Below are 16,235 nucleotides of genomic sequence, written 5' to 3'. Positions count from 1 at the left end.
GGTGTGGAATGAAGGGCGAGCCAGTTTGTGCAGTTATTTTAGCAGCAGGAAAGTCGAGGCGAATGGGAGTAAACAAGCAATTATTAAAGCTAAACGGCATGTATTTACTTGAGAGAGTCATAAAAAAAGTGTTGGCACATTCATTTGATCAAGTGATTGTCGTTATTGGTTTTGAAGCAAACCGTATTCAACAACTTATTCAACTTGATTCCTCTTATATTCAGTGGGTGATGAATGCTGATTATGAAAAAGGACAGAGTACGTCCTTTTTGACAGCTATACGCCACTTACAGAAAAACATTCAGTCGGCGATGTTTTTCTTAGGAGATCAGCCGTTTATAACAAATGAAACAATAGAATCTATTTTTGAAAAAGGGCGAGAACGGGCAACGAGTGATTCTGGCCCTTTTGTAATCCGACCTTTTTTTGAAGGGAAACCAGGTCATCCAGTGTTTTGGGGGAATGTTCGATTAGTAGATTTCGAAACACTTTCAGGTGATAAAGGGGGACGGAGGTTAATGGACAGTTTTGAGATGGGAAAGTTTTCAGTTGACGATCCTTATGTAGTGTTTGATATTGATACCCCTGATGATTTTGAGGAAGCGAAACGATTAAGCTGAGCTAGGTGCAGGAGGACTGTTTAGAAAATGCAAAGTCTACTAATCAAAAATGCGAGAAACATTATCACAATGGATAACAAAAGAAGTCGGATACCTAGCGGAAGCATTTATATTGAGGGGCAAGAAATAAAAGCGATGGGGGTCGACCTACCTTATGAGACGGCAGAAAGAGTGATTGATGCGAGAAATAAAATCATCTATCCAGGTCTCATTAATACCCATCATCATTTGTATCAAACCTTTACCAGAAACATCCCATTTGCACAAGACGTCGAGCTATTTGATTGGTTGCTAACGCTTTATGATATTTGGAGGCATTTAAGACCAGAGGATGTTTACTTAAGTGCAATGGTCGGAATAGGAGAATTGTTAAAGAGTGGTTGTACCACGACTTCAGATCACTTTTATGTTTTTCCAGATGGGGTTAGTGATCAATTAATAGACGAAGAAATACGTGCTGCTAGTGAGTTAGGTATACGATTTTTTCCGACACGTGGTTCAATGAGTTTAGGAAGATCAAAGGGTGGCTTACCGCCAGATGAAGTTGTCCAAACGGAAGACTCTATCCTTCGTGACACAAGGAGACTCATTGAAACCTATCATGATCCAAGTAAATTTGCGATGGTAAAAGTGGGTGTTGCTCCGTGTTCTCCCTTTTCAGTTAGCAGGGACTTATTAAGGGAATCTGCTCACTTAGCTAGAAGTTATCGTGTTCGCATGCATACTCATTTGGCTGAAACAAAAAACGAAGAAGATTATTGTCTGGAAAAGCTCGGTCTTCGTCCATTAGACTTTATGGAAGAAACGGGTTGGATCGGCAATGATGTTTGGTATGCACATGGTATTTGGTTTAACAAAGATGAAATCAGTAAAATGGGTTCATGTGGATGTGGAGTTGCACATTGTCCAAGTAGCAATATGAAGCTCTCTTCTGGCACATTTCCGATTATCGAGATGCTAAAAGCAGGAGTGAAAGTTGGCTTAGGGGTGGATGGCTCTGCTTCAAATGACGCTTCGAGTATGCTGCTCGAGTTAAAAATAATGAATTTATTACATAAGCTTCAGCATGGTCCTACTGCGTTACGAGCAGAAGATTGTTTGCACATTGCAACGAGGGGATCGTCTAAGGTTCTCGGTTGGGAGGATGGAATTGGATCGTTAGAAGTGGGTAAAGCAGCGGACATGTTTATGGTTGATGCAAGTCGTTTAGAATTTGCTGGAGCCCTTTTCGATGATGCCACACTTCCAATCGTGACAGGTACAGCTCAAGTGGATATGACAATCGTAGGTGGGAAGGTCGTTGTGCAAGATGGCCGTTTAGTTCATACAAATGAAGAGCAACTGGCTAGACGAGCGAATGAGGCAGCTTTTCGAATGGTCGAAATCGCAGCAAAGCACACGAAAATTGATTATAGAAAAATGCGTGCAACTGCTGTGTGGATTGGCAGATAAATGAACAGAAACACCGACTAAACGGTGTTTTTTCTTATTTAAGAAGTATAAGTTGATTTTCTTTGTTAGCTTTCATAACGAATAGTATCCTTTATTTGGTTATTTGCTACAAAATAAGAATAGATAAAGAAATGAAAAACTTGAAGATGTCATGAAAAAGAGGAGTCAAGATATATGAGCAACATAAATCAGTTGGTTGAAAACACAAAGTGAATAAATCTAACACAATCTTTCTTTCCTTCATTTCTCTAAAAATCTTAGATCTTGCAATACATTCAGTTAGACTACGTCAGATCAGACCATAAAAAGCATGATGAAATCCTCTAGTATTGGTCAGATGAGCTAATTTCGTTCATGATTTTTAGTCACGCTACACAATGACCGTAAAGCTGTTAATGAGTATGATTTGACTATAACCAATACTAACTGAACGCAAGTAGAGTACCAGAATTCTAGAAAGAAGGTGGAGGCTATCGAGTATTCGATGAAAGAAGTCAACAAAATGAGTAAAACAGATTTTGTGGATTCAATTGGGTCTGTATTTGAGCATTCACCATGGGTTGCAAAAAAAGCATGGATGCATCATCCTTTTTCAAGTTTGGAACAAATGTATCAGAAAATGATTGAGGAAATGTATGCGGCAGATCCGTCACTACAGTTAGCGCTACTGAGATCGCATCCTGACTTAGGAACGAGAATGGAAATATCAGAAACATCTACAAATGAACAGTTACAAGCTGGGCTAAGTCAATTATCTGAAGAAGAATTCAATGAATTTTCGCGTTTGAATAAAGAGTATGTTCAGGCATTCAGTTTCCCATTTATTATGGCTGTCCGAGGTCAAGATAAGCATTCGATTAAACAAAGTATGAAAAAAAGAATTGCAAACAGCTATGAAGCTGAATTACAAACGGCTTTAAATGAGGTAAGTAAGATTGCTAAGTTCAGGCTTTTGGATACGGTGCGTGATGAAGAAACTATAATATCTGAATATTAAAAAAGTAAAGGTGGGCTTTTTATGAAAACAAAGTCAGTTCAAAAGGTAGCGACTAAACGAACAATGTATTACGGCAAAGCAGATGTATTTGTTTACCGAACATATGCCAAGCCTCTTAAAGGAATTCGGGAAATTCCTGAATCGAGTTTTAGAGGACGAAGCAATATTATTTTCGGAATGGATATTCAAGTTGCAATCAAGGGGAATGCGTTTTTATCTTCCTTTACAGAAGGGGATAACACTCAAGTTGTCGCAACAGACTCGATGAAAAACTTCATACTCCGACATGCAGGAGATTATACAGGGGCGACGATGGAAGGATTTTTAGAATTTGTTAGTAAGGAGTTTTTGCAAAAGTATCCGCATATTGAAGCAGTGACGATGTCAGGACAACAGTTTCCTTTTAATGAAGTAGAGATCCCAACAGAGAGTGGATTTGCTCCAAGTGAATTGGTTTTTCGTCAAGGATTAGTGGAACAGCCATCTGCTTCGGTGCAGGTAGAGAGAACGGCAGATGACCAATACGAGGTAATTGAGCAAACGAGTGGTGTCAAAGGGCTGCGCTTAATTAAGGTGAAAGGAAGCTCTTTTTACGGCTACATCAAGGATGAGTATACAACATTACCTGAATCATTTGATCGTCCGTTGTTTATTTATTTAGACATTAATTGGCACTATGAAGATACAGATGATGCAAAAGGTGATCAGCCTGATCAATATGTATGTGCAGAGCAAGTTGCACATATTGCTCAGACGTTGTTTCATCAAGAAGATTCTCCGTCGATCCAAAACTTAATTTATAAAATCGGATTGCGAGTGTTAAAAAGGTTCCCTCAATTAGCCGAAATTTCATTTGTATCAAATAATCGTACGTGGGAAACGATTGTTGAAGAAGTCTCGTATTCTGCTGATGGAAAAGTGTTCACAGATCCACGTCCCCCGTACGGATTTCAGGGGTTCTCTGTGACAAAAGAAGACTTAGCTTTGGCAGAAGCGGAAGAGGAAAAATGAGTGGGCGTTTGACGACACATGTACTAGATATAAGCACTGGTAAGCCTGCAAGTGGTGTGATCATTGAACTATTCGAATACAACAAGCTTACTAGAGAATATGAAAAGCTCACTCAAACTACAACGAATGAAGATGGCAGACTAGATGAACCGTTGCTTGAAGGAGAAAGCATGAAAAAAGGTATTTTTCAATTAATGTTTCATGTTGAAGAGTATTTTAACCAGGATGGTAGTAAACAAGAACCTCCTTCTTTTTTAGATATTGTTCCTATTCGTTTTCGGATCGCGAGTGAATATGATCACTATCATGTTCCGCTACTCATAGCTCCTGGTGGTTATAGTACCTATCGAGGGAGCTAATAGACTTTAAAAGGAGGAGATTCACTTGGTCAGGTCAGAGCAAGAGATTGTTACATTTCGACAGGTTCATAAAATTTATAACAACGGAACCGTTGCCTTGAGTAACTTTAATTTAACGATAAAAGAAGGAGAGTTTATCAGCTTTCTAGGGCCTTCAGGCTGTGGGAAGTCGACAGCATTAAGGATGATCGCAGGGCTTGGGGAACCGACAAAAGGAGAATTAAAGGTCTATCAGAAATCGCCAAAAGAGATGATAAGTGAAACAAATGATATTGCATTTGTTTTTCAAGATTCAAATCTTCTTCCTTGGCGTTCGGTTTTAGATAATGTCATGCTCCCGCTGGAATTACGAGGAATTAGTAAACGCAAACGGAAAGAAGAAGCCATGCGAGTTTTAGAAATGGTGGGGTTGAAAGACTATTTAAAAGCGTATCCTCGTGAGTTATCAGGCGGGATGAAAATGCGTGTCTCAATTGCACGTGCATTAGCGGCAAAACCGAAACTATTATTAATGGATGAACCTTTTGCAGCACTTGACGAAATGACAAGGCAAGGCTTGCAATTAGAGCTATTAGACATTTGGAAAAAAGAGAAAACGACGATTTTGTTTGTCACACATAATGTGTTTGAAGCCGTCTTTTTATCTTCCAAAATAGCGGTTATGTCAGCTAGACCAGGAAGACTATCGTCTGTTATTGATGTGAATCTCCCTTATCCAAGAGAGACGAGTAGTCTTACGAGTAGAGAGTTTGGTAGTATGGTCGAGTTTACCTCTGAAGAACTTGAAAAAAGTTCCGAGCGAAAGGAGTTGGTATAGGTGGCGATGCCTTCCGCTGATGTATCAAAAAAAGTAGCTATAAAAGCGATTGCTCGTTCGAAATCACGTCAAACGAGATGGAGTCACTTTCAACATGTATACTTAGGTCCGTTGATTGCATTCATCCTCTTTCTTTCAGTATGGCAACTACTTCCTTTGTTACTTGGAATGCCTCATTACATTTTTCCGAAACCGACTGATGTGTGGAATGCGACCATAAACAGTTGGAATATTCTTTGGGAAGCAGTAAGAATCACAGTGCTAGAGTCAGTGATCGGATTCTTTTTAAGTGCGATCATTGGTATCTCTGTCTCAGTTCTTCTAGCTAGTTCTAAAATATTGGAGCGGAGTATTTATCCATATGCAATCATTTTACAAACGATACCTGTTGTCGCGATTGCGCCAATTGTTGTGATTTGGTTTGGGTCAGGTTTTAATTCGATTATTGTGATTTCCTTTTTAATTGGATTCTTCCCTGTGATTTCAAATACGTTAATGGGTCTTAATTCTGTCGATAAAAACATGGACGAATTGTTCACCTTATACAATGCATCAAAATGGCAAAAAATGTGGAAGTTACGTATTCCAGCGGCATTGCCTTATATGATGGCGGGATTAAAAGTGTCTTGTACATTATCAATTGTTGGTGCGATTGTCGGAGAATATGTCGCTGGTGTTGGTGGAGGAAAAGGTGGACTTGGTTATGCGATTACAGTAGCGGCGATTCAAGTAAACACATCCTTTTTATTTGCATGCGGGATTGCAGCAGCAATTTTAGGAATCGGATTTTATTTGCTAGTTAGCTTACTTTCCAAGTATTTACTCGGATCGTGGCATGAGTCGGCAATGAAAGTAGATAAATAACCAGGTTGAAAAAGAGAGGGGTCTATCAATGATTAAAAGTCTTAATGTTCAGTCTCTTAAAGTAACCAAGTTAATTGCTTTATTTTTTGCTCTCATCATGCTTCTAGTACTTGCGGCATGCGGTGGACAAGAACCCGTTGATGGAACAGAAGAAGGTAATGCTGAGTCGGCTGATGAAACGGAGGTTGAAGAGGATGTAACAACGGATTCGTTGGAAGCTGTAAAACTTGTACTTAATTGGTTTCCAAAAAGTCAGCATGGTGGTGTTTATGCCGCAGATGAACAAGAAATTTTTGCTGAAAATGGCTTGGAAGTAGAAATAGAGCCAGGAGGACCTCAAGTATCAGCAATTCAAATTATAGCTTCAGGTAATGCGCAATTTGGTTTGGCTCATGCAGATCAAATCGTCATTGCTAGAAATCAAGGGATTGAGCTAGTTACATTAGCCGCTGCTATGCAAAATAGTCCAGCCGCATTGATGACGCATGAGGGTGTTGTCATTAATGAGTTTGAAGATATGAACGGAAGAACAGCCTTTATTCAGCCAGGTATTCCATATTGGGATTACTTAAGTAGTAAGTATGATTTAAGTGATGTGAGTGTTCAAGGTTATACAGGGCAGCACGTTAATTTCATTGATGATCCAGAATCTGTCAGTCAAGCTTTTGTAACGTCAGAGCCTTTTTTCTTGGAAAAAGAAGGAGTGAAGACGGAAACGTTTTTAGTATCAGAATCAGGATTTGATCCTTACAATGTTGTTTTATTTGCGACTAAAGATTACGTGGAAGAAAACGCGGAGACAGTGAGAAAGTTTGTGACTTCATTTGTTGAAGGGTGGAACTATTATAAAGATGCGCCTGATGAAATAAATGAAGTGATTCATGAGACGAACCCAAATCTCGCTTTAGAGAGTCTTGCCTTTGAAACGGAGGCACAAATGGAATTTGTTTATGGTGGTGATGCAGAGGAGCACGGTTTTGGTTATATGTCAGAAGAACGTTGGACAACACTGATCGATCAATTACATGAATTAGGGTTGCTAGAAGAAACGTTTGATGCCAATGAGATATTCACAACCGAATTTTTGCCTTCTCATTAGAGAAATGGACGTTTACATGAAATGAATGGGGGTCAGCCAAGCTCTTGGTTGACCTTATTTACTAAAATACGTTTGGTGGAGGGGAGTTGGATTTTTGGTTATTACATGTCAAATCAACCAACAACGATTATGGAATACTCTTTTGGAATTAGGTGAGATTGGGGCTTTGCTAGAAGAAGGGACGACAAGACTTTCGCTTAGTGTAGAGGATTTGAAAGCGAGACAATATGTAATCAATTTAATGAAAGAGGCAGGGCTTAAGGTTCGTATTGATGCAGTTGGTAATATTATCGGAAAGCTAGAGGGAACAGTAAAACAAGCTCCAATTGTCTTAACGGGTTCACATATTGATACGGTTTTTCAAGGAGGGATTTTTGACGGGGCTCTGGGTGTTCTTGGGGCAATTGAAGCCGTGCGTTCGATTAAAGAGTCGGGTTTTCAGCTGAAGCATTCCATCGAGGTTGTCTCCTTTACAGATGAAGAAGGAACTCGTTTTGGCACAGGTTATATCGGCAGTAAAGCAATGGCAGGAGAGCTAGATGAAGCGACATTTTTATTAACGGATGCAAATGGGATGACTTACGCAGAAGCTTTTCTTCAAGCACAATTAGATCCTCGCTTATACAAACAAGCAAAGAGAGAACGAGAAGAATTAAAAGCCTATGTTGAGCTGCATATTGAGCAAGGGAAGGTTCTTGAAGAACATCAGCTGCCTGTTGGAATTGTGACTGATATTCAGGGGCCGATATGGTTAGATGTGGTTGTAAAAGGACATGCCGATCATGCTGGTGCCACTCCTATGTATATGAGAAAGGATGCTGCCCTTGCGATGGCGGAGCTCATGCTAGACATTGAGAAGATTGCCAAGATGTATGATGGCGTCGGAACAGTAGGGAAAGTAAACATAGAGCCAGGTGGAGTCAATATTATCCCAGGTCTTGCTGCTTTTTCCGTTGATCTTAGACATATTAATAAAGAAAGTCGAACAAAAATGATGAATGAAGTCTATGAAGCTATCAATCGAATTTGCCAGAAAAGGGACGTCCATGCTGAGATGGATATGAAAAAAGCTGTCGATCCGACTTCTTGCCAAGTAGAGGTAATTGAGGTAATTGAGGAATCGTGTAAAGAGCTTGATGTGCCAACGATGAGATTACAGTGCGGAGCTGGACATGATTCCTTGATCATGGCGAAGCTGACGAAAATGGGCATGATCTTTGTTCGCTCTAAAGAGGGAATTAGCCATAATCCAAAGGAATGGTCAGATTATGAAGATTGTATGATTGGCACGCAAGTTTTATTAAATACATTAATGAGGTTAGCAGAATAATTCAAGCAAGATTGGGGGATTGCAAGATGCATCATTCAACACCATTCCATGTTCCAGTCCGTACGATTATGACACCTGGACCAGTTGAGGTCGATCCTCGTGTACGACAGGCGATGTCAAATTCAATTCTAGGTCAATTTGATCCAAGCTTTACTTCTTTAATGAATGAAACAATGAAGCTGCTTAGACTGGTGCTGCAAACAACTAATCATTGGACTTTTCCGATCGACGGCACATCACGAGCAGGAATTGAGGCGATGCTTTGTAGTGTAATTGAAGAAGGAGATATCGTACTTGTTCCCTCCTTTGGTCGATTCGGGGGCTTGCTAACAGAAATTGCTGAGCGTTGTGGGGCCGATGTTCAAGTGATGACCTGTGAATGGGGAGATGTATTTGACCCTGATGATGTGATCAATGAAATGAAAAGAGTAAAACCAAAAGTGGTGGCGATAGTTCATGGTGATACATCGACGGGCCGAATACAGCCATTAAAGGAAATTGGCTATGCTTGCCGAGAAATGGACGTTTTATTGCTTGTTGATGCAGTCGCAACGGTCGGTGGGACTGAAGTGAACACAGATGAATGGATGATTGACGGTTTAATAACGGGAACGCAAAAATGCCTATCTGTGCCTGCGGGAATGGCTCCTCTTACTTATAATGAAAGAATAGAAGATATTCTTTTGCAACGAAAGTCAATTGAGAAAGGTCTGGCAACGAAAGAGCAGCTGTTATCAAGCAATTTTGAAAGACGTATTCGTAGTAATTACTTTGATTTAAGTCAATTACAAGATTACTGGAGTCCAGCACGTCTCAATCATCATACAGAAGCGACATCTATGCTTTATGGACTGTATGAGGGGTTGCGCCTCATATTAGAAGAAGGATTGGAAGCGAGGTTTAAACGTCATCGTGTAAATGAACGAGCATTAGTTGCAGGAATTGAAGCGATGGGCCTTGAATTATTTGGTCATTCAGAAAATAAACTTCCTACCGTTACTTGTGTGACGATACCAGATGGAGTGAACGGTGATTCTGTTCGGAAAATGTTACTAGATGATTTCGGTATTGAGATCGCTAGCTCATTTGGTCCGCTCCACGGCAAGATTTGGAGAATTGGGACGATGGGCTATAGCTGCCAACAAAGAAATATCCTATTAACTCTTGGGGCATTAGAAGCAGTATTAACAAGACATGATGTGAAAGTAAATGTCGGTGAAGGCGTTCAAGCGGCGTTAGATGTATATCAACAAAAAGAAAGAATATCAAAAGCAAATGATGGCTAATTAATGTATGAATGGTTATGGAGGGATGATATGAAGGATTATAATGCCTTTGTTGAAGAGCTGAATGTGGAACCATTTGCAAAAGAAAGCCTGTCAGGACTTAGGTTTGCGGTTAAGGATGTGTTGGATGTAAAAGGAATAACGGCTAGTGCTGGAAATCCAGATTGGTTGCGTACGCATTCACCTGCAAAAAGTCATGCGCCTGTTGTGCAGCGTTTATTAGAAAATGGTGCAACATTAGTAGGCACAACAATTACCGATGAGCTCATGTATAGTTTAAATGGAGAAAATATTCATTACGGTACACCTGTTAATCCAAAGGATCATCAGCGTATTCCTGGCGGTTCTTCAAGTGGTTCGGCTGTCGCTGTTGCAGCTAAACTAGTTGATTTTGCCCTCGGAACAGATACAGCAGGCTCCGTGCGAATCCCAGCAGCTTATTGCGGGCTGTACGGCTTTCGACCGACACATAATTTTCTTTCGATTGAAGGGGTCATTCCGTTAGCACCTAGCTTTGATACGGTTGGTTGGATGACTTGTGATACGAAGACATTGCTTAAGGTTGGTGAGGTTTTACTTCAAGAAGAATCATCGGCTCAAGCATTTACACGAGTGATGGTTGATAAGGATGCGTGGGCATTAGCGGATGAAGAGAGCAAACAGGCGCTCTCTCCTGTTCTTACAACGATTGAAAATTGTTTTACTCAAAGGGAATCGATCGAGATTGCAGACGAAGGGCTAGTCACATGGATGAATGCATTTAGAACGTTACAGGGAATTGAAGTATGGAAATCTCATGGTGAATGGATTGAAACGGTTAAGCCCCATTTTGGCCCAGACATTGCAGCACGATTCGAATGGGCAAGCACCTTAAAAGAAGATGAGAGTGCAACAGAACAACAGCTAAAAGAACGTATCCAAAACCGCTTAGAAAAGCTGCTCGGTGATGATGGGTTACTGATTATTCCCACTGTACCTGGGAAAGCCCCTCTTGTTAATATGAGTGGCGAAGAGATTGAGAAACGAAGATCCGAAACGATCCAGCTCTCTTCTATTGCAGGGTTGGCAGGGCTCCCGCAAGTCACGATACCAGTAGCTGATGTAGAAGGTGTCCCAATTGGACTATCTGTGATTGCAGGACCAAAGCAGGATCTTCGGTTACTAAGGTGGATGGATCAGCATTGTGATTTGTGGGAGAAATAAGGAGTTATTAGAAGAGGTTCACGTTACATATGAGTTTCAGAAAAACGCTAACTCAATGACGGTGATTAAGAAGGATTGTTAAATGATATAAAGCAGGCACATGAGATGGCCTGCTTTTTTAATGTTAAAAATTCTTCGCTTGCTTTAATGGTTCTGATAGGTGCTGTGTTTCAATTTTTTTCATTTTCAAACCAAGGAAGGTTGTTAAGATGAGGATGAACATACTACCTAACACAATTCCTTGCCAATTTAGAAGGTTCCAAAATGGTTCTAAATATAAAGGTCCAAGGCTGCCTCCAATATAATAGAAAATTAAGTACAAGCCTGCAGCACTTGCTTTAGCAGATTTTGCTCGACTGCTTACCCAAGAACTAGCTGTTGAGTGGGCAAAAAAGAATCCAAAACAATTAAGTAATAATCCAGTTATAATGGCGATCACACTGCCCTGCAACGTGAGGAGAAAGCCGACAACCATAATGGCAATACCAACCTCAATACAAACCGCTTTTGGCCATCTAGCTGCTAACTTACCTGATAAAGGAGAGCTAATGGTTCCTGCAATATACGTTAGAAACAACAGTCCGATGATACTAGGCGGTAGCAAATAAGGTGGACTGCTAAGAAGGAAGGTTATGTAACTAAAATGACCGACAAAAATCATAAAATGTAAACCGCCAACCAGATAGGCTAATCTTAATTCTTTGTTTGAAAGATGTGCGCGATAATCCGTTAGTGTCCCTCGCCAATTAAATTTCTTTTGAACAAAATTTTTTGAAGGTTGAAGCAGCCAGATAAAAATAAATAAGCATATAAGACTCACACATCCCATGGCGATAAAAGCAAAGCGCCAGCTCACGAGATCCGTCAAGATTCCGCTAAAGGCTCTCCCAAACATACCACCAATCGTGTTCCCACTAATATAAATCCCGATCGCAAGAGAGAGAGCTTTCGCGGAGTACTCTTCGCCAATATAGGCTACTGCAAGAGAAGGAAGTCCTGCTAGAAAAACCCCCTGTAATACTCGAATCACAATTAAAGATTCAAAGGTTGGAGCAAAGGCTGCTAAAAAAGTCGTCACAGTGGCTAGTGCCATCGTGATAATCATAATTCCGCGCCGACCAACACTATCAGAGAATGGACCATAGAAAAATAAAGATAAGCCAAGCGCTAAAATAACAAAAGAAACAGTCATGTTAGCAGCTAAGGATGACACATTAAATTCTTGAGATAAGACAGGCAGAATAGGTTGCGTGAAATAGACATTAGCAAAGATTAACAGCGAACCAATGCTAAGGGCAATGGTTGTTTTCCAAAACTCTTTTGTTCGTAGCTCAATCATAGTAACCATTCCTTTATCTAGTTAGATTGCTATCGATGTCGAACTTGGAATGTCATTCGTGTTTAATTATGACAATTTTTAGAATCATTTCATCATTATAAAGGAAAAGTCAATAAAAAGACATTTTTAATTGTTTTAAAGATCATTACGTTCAAACCATCTATTGGAATATTAGATTTATTTCTGACAATTTGTAATAGTAGAAAGCGCAATAATAAGCTAATATATAAAAAAAGCCAACTTCTTTCGTTGATCGAAGAAATAATCACAACTTATTTAAATAAAGGATGATGAAACAACTTTTGGAGGATAAAGTATGTCAAACATTTTTTCATTTTTAAAACCATATCGCTTCCCGATGGTGATTGCGTTGTTGCTAATGCTTGTTGAATTGATGGTGGAATTATTTCATCCGTTAATGCTGGCAAAAATGATTGATGATGGCATTATGCAAGAGGATCTATCTGTTGTGTTGAGATGGGGCGGTATTATGCTTGGGATGTCGTTTCTTGCCTTTGTATCTGGGGTTGTTAATTCCTTTTATGCAGCTCATGTCAGCCAAAGTACTGGCTTTGATATTCGGAGCAGTTTATATCAGAAAGTACAATCCTTTTCGTTTCGTCATTTACAACGATTTCAAACTTCTTCATTGATCACAAGAATGACCAATGATGTGAATCAAATTCAAACGACGATCTTTATGAGTTTACGCATCATGCTGAGAGCTCCGTTGCTTGTCATTGGTGGAGTGGTGATGGCTTTTGTTGTTAATATTCAGCTTGCGATGGTTCTTGTTGTTACGATTCCGATTATTATCATTTTTTTAGTATGGATGATGCGAAAAGGATCGACTCTTTTTCGGCAAGTACAAGCTAGACTTGATGAAGTTAATCATGCAATTCGAGAAAACTTAGGGGCAATGAGACTAATCAAAGTTTTTGTGAGAAGAAAGCATGAAGGTAAGCGCTTCTTAAAACGAAATGAGGCATTAATGGATAGCACCGTTAAAGCGTTACGGGTAATGGAAATCACAATGCCTGCTTTATTGTTGCTTATGAATGTAGCCATTATTGGTGTTCTTTGGTTCGGTAGCATGAATGTGAATACGGGCAATGCACAAATTGGTGAGGTTGTAGCGATTGTGAACTATGGAATGAGAATTACTTCTGCATTAACGATCTTTACGATGATCATTATCATTTTTTCACGGGCACGAGCTTCTGCAGAGCGCATTACGGATGTATTAAATACGGAAGTGGACCGTACCAATCTAAAAAAATCAAATCAAGGTAGACCAATAAAGGAAGGCAAAATCGAATTTGAAGAGGTATCATTTTATTATCCCAAATCTGACGAAAAAGTTTTAGATAGGTGTTCTTTTACAGTAAAGCCAGGTCAAACATTGGCTATTCTTGGTTCAACTGGGTCTGGTAAGTCGTCTTTATTTCATTTAATTCCTCGTCTTTATGATGTTAGCGAGGGTACGATTTTTATAGATAATGTAGATAGCAAAGAGATGAAGATAGAGTATTTACGTCAGCAAATTGGTTATGTACCTCAGGAGATTATGCTTTTTTCTGGCACAGTAAAAGAGAATATTGCATGGGGAAAAACAGATGCGACACTTACTGACATTATGGAAGCCGCAAAGGATGCTCAAATTCATGATGCGATCATGAAACTGCCACACCAATATGATACGAAAATTGGACAAAAGGGTGTTAATTTATCTGGTGGTCAAAAGCAGCGTCTATCTATTGCACGCGCTCTTATTCGTAAACCGAAAATATTAATGTTAGATGATAGTACAAGTGCGCTTGATGTGCAAACGGAGGCGAGATTGTTAAAGGCACTCGGTACATATTTGTGCACGACACTTTTGATTACACAGAAGCTAAGTACGGCAATGAAGGCAGATTCGATCCTTTTATTAGAAGAAGGAAAAGTTGTTGCACAAGGCTCTCATGGTCAATTACTAAGTGAATCGCCACTTTATCAGCAGCTCTATCAATCTCAATTTGCGAAGGGGGACATTCAACATGCTAAAGTTATTAATGGAACCTTTTCGCTATAAGCGTATTGCTTTTGATCAGCCACTTGAAGGGAATAACGGGCTGGTAAAGAAGAAGCAACGTGTAAAGAATTGGGTAGGGACGCTAAAACGAATTTGGTCCTATTTGGGTGTGTATAAAAAGCAGCTAACATTTGTTATCTTAATGATTGTCTTAAGCTCAGGATTAAGCTTAGTAGGCCCATTTTTAATTGGAATAACGATTGATGACTTTCTTGTGACAAGTAATCGTAACAATTTGCTCTTTTTATTGATTGCTTTAGCCTTTGTCTATCTGTTTCAATCAGGAGCAAGCTGGCTACAAAATTTTTGGATGGTTGGGATCGCACAACAAACAGTCTTTACAATGCGTAGTCAATTGTTTTTACACTTACAAAAGCTGCCGATCTCTTATTTTGACAAACGTCAGCACGGTGAGTTAATGAGTAGGGTAACGAGTGATATTGAAAATGTCAGCTCAACGTTAAATAGTTCCGTCATTCAAATCTTATCTAGCATTCTGACATTTGTCGGGATTATTTCAGTGATGATATGGTTGAGTCCACTTTTAACTGTGATTACACTGACGATTGTGCCGTTGATGGTTTTTGGGATGAAGTGGATAACAAGGCGAACGAGTGTCTTTTTTAAAAATCAGCAACAGCACTTAGGAGATATTAACGGATTTATTGAGGAAACGATTTCGGGGCAAAAGATCGTTAAAACCTTTTCTCAAGAGGAACGTGTCATTTCAGCGTTCATGGAGAAAAATGAGCAGCTAAAAGGGGCTAGCTTTTGGGCCCAAACATACTCGGGCTTTATTCCTAAACTGATGAACATGTTGAACAATCTTAGTTTTGCGATCATTGCTTTAATCGGTGGAGTGCTCGTATTACAGGATGCGATAACGATTGGAGTGATTGTGATCTTTGCGGAATACGCACGCCAGTTTACACGGCCATTAAATGATTTAGCCAATCAATTTAACACGCTTTTGTCAGCTGTGGCAGGGGCAGAGCGAGTGTTTGCTGTGATTGATGAACCAGTAGAGCAGGATAAGGAAGGCGCACAAGCTCTTCAAACAATGAAAGGAAATGTTGTTTTTAAACAAGTTTCTTTTTCGTACGAAAAGAATGCGAACACGATCCGTAATGTAAGTTTTGATGTATCTGCTGGAGAGATAGTCGCTCTTGTCGGTCCTACGGGTGCAGGGAAGACGACGATTATCAATTTGCTTTCTAGGTTTTATGATCCAAAGTCAGGTCAGATTTTAGTAGATGGGCAAGATATGACACAAATAAAACGTGAAAGCCTGCGTCAGCATATGGGATTTGTTCTGCAAGACACGGTTCTTTTTCAAATGACGATTCGTGAAAATATCCGCTACGGAAAACTTGATGCCACAGATGATGAGGTTGAAGAAGCAGCTAAACAAGCTAATGCATATTCGTTTATTCAAAAGTTACCTAACGGGTTCGATACTGTTCTTGATCAAGATGGGAGTGGGATCAGCCAAGGTCAAAAGCAGCTTGTCTCAATCGCTAGAGTGATTTTAGCCAATCCATCTATTCTGATTTTAGATGAGGCGACAAGTAGTATTGATACAATGACAGAAATGAAGATTCAAGAGGCCCTTCATACGCTAATGAAGGGGAGAACGAGCTTTGTGATTGCTCACCGATTGAACACGATTCAGCAGGCCGATCAAATCTTAGTGTTGCAGGATGGGAAAGTGATTGAGAAAGGCTCACATGAGGAGTTATTAACGAAAAAAGGATTTTACTATGGCATGCATTATGGAGAATAAC

14 protein-coding genes are annotated in these 16,235 nt (G+C 39.8%); 13 read left to right on the top strand and 1 reads right to left on the bottom strand.

Annotated elements, in window-relative coordinates; all coding sequences use genetic code 11:
- The first annotated feature begins 8 nt into the window (after positions 1-8).
- From IQ10_RS15050 to IQ10_RS15005, 11 genes are all read left to right on the top strand, one after another.
- Entirely contained in the window at positions 9-620 is a 612-nt protein-coding gene (locus IQ10_RS15050; protein WP_144451320.1) for a nucleotidyltransferase family protein, read from the top strand.
- Between the two features lie 27 nt (positions 621-647).
- On the top strand, positions 648-2,072 hold the full coding sequence (locus IQ10_RS15045; RefSeq protein ID WP_144451319.1) for an 8-oxoguanine deaminase: 1,425 nt from the start codon (positions 648-650) through the stop codon (positions 2,070-2,072).
- Positions 2,073-2,574: 502 nt separating this feature from the next.
- The gene (uraD, locus tag IQ10_RS18460; protein ID WP_242009854.1) at positions 2,575-3,069 is read left to right on the top strand and encodes a 2-oxo-4-hydroxy-4-carboxy-5-ureidoimidazoline decarboxylase; all 495 of its coding nucleotides are present in this window, start codon (positions 2,575-2,577) and stop codon (positions 3,067-3,069) included.
- A 21-nt stretch (positions 3,070-3,090) separates the two neighbouring features.
- Positions 3,091-4,080 carry a factor-independent urate hydroxylase gene (gene pucL, locus IQ10_RS15040; protein WP_242009853.1) on the top strand — a complete coding sequence of 330 codons (990 nt, stop codon included), beginning with the start codon at positions 3,091-3,093 and terminating at the stop codon, positions 4,078-4,080.
- Positions 4,077-4,439 carry a hydroxyisourate hydrolase gene (uraH, locus tag IQ10_RS15035; protein WP_144451318.1) on the top strand — a complete coding sequence of 121 codons (363 nt, stop codon included), beginning with the start codon at positions 4,077-4,079 and terminating at the stop codon, positions 4,437-4,439. Before pucL ends, uraH begins: the two co-directional genes overlap by 4 nt.
- Before the next feature lie 25 nt (positions 4,440-4,464).
- A complete protein-coding gene (locus IQ10_RS15030; RefSeq protein ID WP_144451317.1) occupies positions 4,465-5,256 on the top strand; it encodes an ABC transporter ATP-binding protein in 792 nt (263 codons plus the stop codon).
- Positions 5,257-5,262: 6 nt separating this feature from the next.
- Complete coding sequence (locus tag IQ10_RS15025; protein WP_144451349.1) at positions 5,263-6,120, top strand: ABC transporter permease; 858 nt, start codon at positions 5,263-5,265, stop codon at positions 6,118-6,120.
- A gap of 28 nt (positions 6,121-6,148) precedes the next feature.
- Complete coding sequence (locus IQ10_RS15020) at positions 6,149-7,219, top strand: ABC transporter substrate-binding protein (RefSeq protein ID WP_144451316.1); 1,071 nt, start codon at positions 6,149-6,151, stop codon at positions 7,217-7,219.
- A 94-nt stretch (positions 7,220-7,313) separates the two neighbouring features.
- Positions 7,314-8,549, top strand: a complete 1,236-nt coding sequence (locus IQ10_RS15015; RefSeq protein ID WP_144451315.1) for a Zn-dependent hydrolase — start codon at positions 7,314-7,316, stop codon at positions 8,547-8,549.
- Positions 8,550-8,575: 26 nt separating this feature from the next.
- A complete protein-coding gene (locus IQ10_RS15010) occupies positions 8,576-9,835 on the top strand; it encodes a pyridoxal-phosphate-dependent aminotransferase family protein (RefSeq protein WP_144451314.1) in 1,260 nt (419 codons plus the stop codon).
- Between the two features lie 30 nt (positions 9,836-9,865).
- On the top strand, positions 9,866-11,038 hold the full coding sequence (locus IQ10_RS15005; protein ID WP_144451313.1) for an amidase: 1,173 nt from the start codon (positions 9,866-9,868) through the stop codon (positions 11,036-11,038).
- A 124-nt stretch (positions 11,039-11,162) separates the two neighbouring features.
- On the opposite strand, the gene IQ10_RS15000 is transcribed toward IQ10_RS15005, so the two are convergent.
- Positions 11,163-12,377: an MFS transporter gene (locus tag IQ10_RS15000; RefSeq protein ID WP_144451312.1), complete on the bottom strand. Its 1,215-nt coding sequence runs from the start codon at positions 12,375-12,377 to the stop codon at positions 11,163-11,165.
- Positions 12,378-12,693: 316 nt separating this feature from the next.
- Between IQ10_RS15000 and IQ10_RS14995 the strand changes: the two genes are divergently transcribed.
- Entirely contained in the window at positions 12,694-14,451 is a 1,758-nt protein-coding gene (locus tag IQ10_RS14995) for an ABC transporter ATP-binding protein (RefSeq protein ID WP_144451311.1), read from the top strand.
- Entirely contained in the window at positions 14,417-16,234 is a 1,818-nt protein-coding gene (locus tag IQ10_RS14990; RefSeq protein WP_144451310.1) for an ABC transporter ATP-binding protein, read from the top strand. The genes IQ10_RS14995 and IQ10_RS14990 overlap by 35 nt, the downstream gene beginning before the upstream one ends.
- Position 16,235: the final 1 nt, after the last annotated feature.

The organism is Halalkalibacter nanhaiisediminis, from assembly GCF_007830185.1.
In the GTDB taxonomy this organism is placed as follows: domain Bacteria; phylum Bacillota; class Bacilli; order Bacillales; family Bacillaceae_D; genus Halalkalibacter; species Halalkalibacter nanhaiisediminis.
The sequence above is the reverse complement of the archived record's forward strand: the minus strand, read 5'-3'. Positions and strand labels throughout refer to the sequence as shown.

Coding starts and splice junctions, on each gene's coding strand:
- IQ10_RS14995 (WP_144451311.1), top strand. CDS start 12,694: ATGTCAAACATTTTTTCATTTTTAAAACCATATCGCTTCCCGATGGTG.
- IQ10_RS15045 (WP_144451319.1), top strand. CDS start 648: ATGCAAAGTCTACTAATCAAAAATGCGAGAAACATTATCACAATGGAT.
- IQ10_RS15010 (WP_144451314.1), top strand. CDS start 8,576: ATGCATCATTCAACACCATTCCATGTTCCAGTCCGTACGATTATGACA.
- pucL (WP_242009853.1), top strand. CDS start 3,091: ATGAAAACAAAGTCAGTTCAAAAGGTAGCGACTAAACGAACAATGTAT.
- uraH (WP_144451318.1), top strand. CDS start 4,077: ATGAGTGGGCGTTTGACGACACATGTACTAGATATAAGCACTGGTAAG.
- IQ10_RS14990 (WP_144451310.1), top strand. CDS start 14,417: ATGCTAAAGTTATTAATGGAACCTTTTCGCTATAAGCGTATTGCTTTT.
- IQ10_RS15005 (WP_144451313.1), top strand. CDS start 9,866: ATGAAGGATTATAATGCCTTTGTTGAAGAGCTGAATGTGGAACCATTT.
- uraD (WP_242009854.1), top strand. CDS start 2,575: ATGAGTAAAACAGATTTTGTGGATTCAATTGGGTCTGTATTTGAGCAT.
- IQ10_RS15020 (WP_144451316.1), top strand. CDS start 6,149: ATGATTAAAAGTCTTAATGTTCAGTCTCTTAAAGTAACCAAGTTAATT.
- IQ10_RS15000 (WP_144451312.1), bottom strand. CDS start 12,377: ATGATTGAGCTACGAACAAAAGAGTTTTGGAAAACAACCATTGCCCTT.
- IQ10_RS15050 (WP_144451320.1), top strand. CDS start 9: ATGAAGGGCGAGCCAGTTTGTGCAGTTATTTTAGCAGCAGGAAAGTCG.
- IQ10_RS15025 (WP_144451349.1), top strand. CDS start 5,263: ATGCCTTCCGCTGATGTATCAAAAAAAGTAGCTATAAAAGCGATTGCT.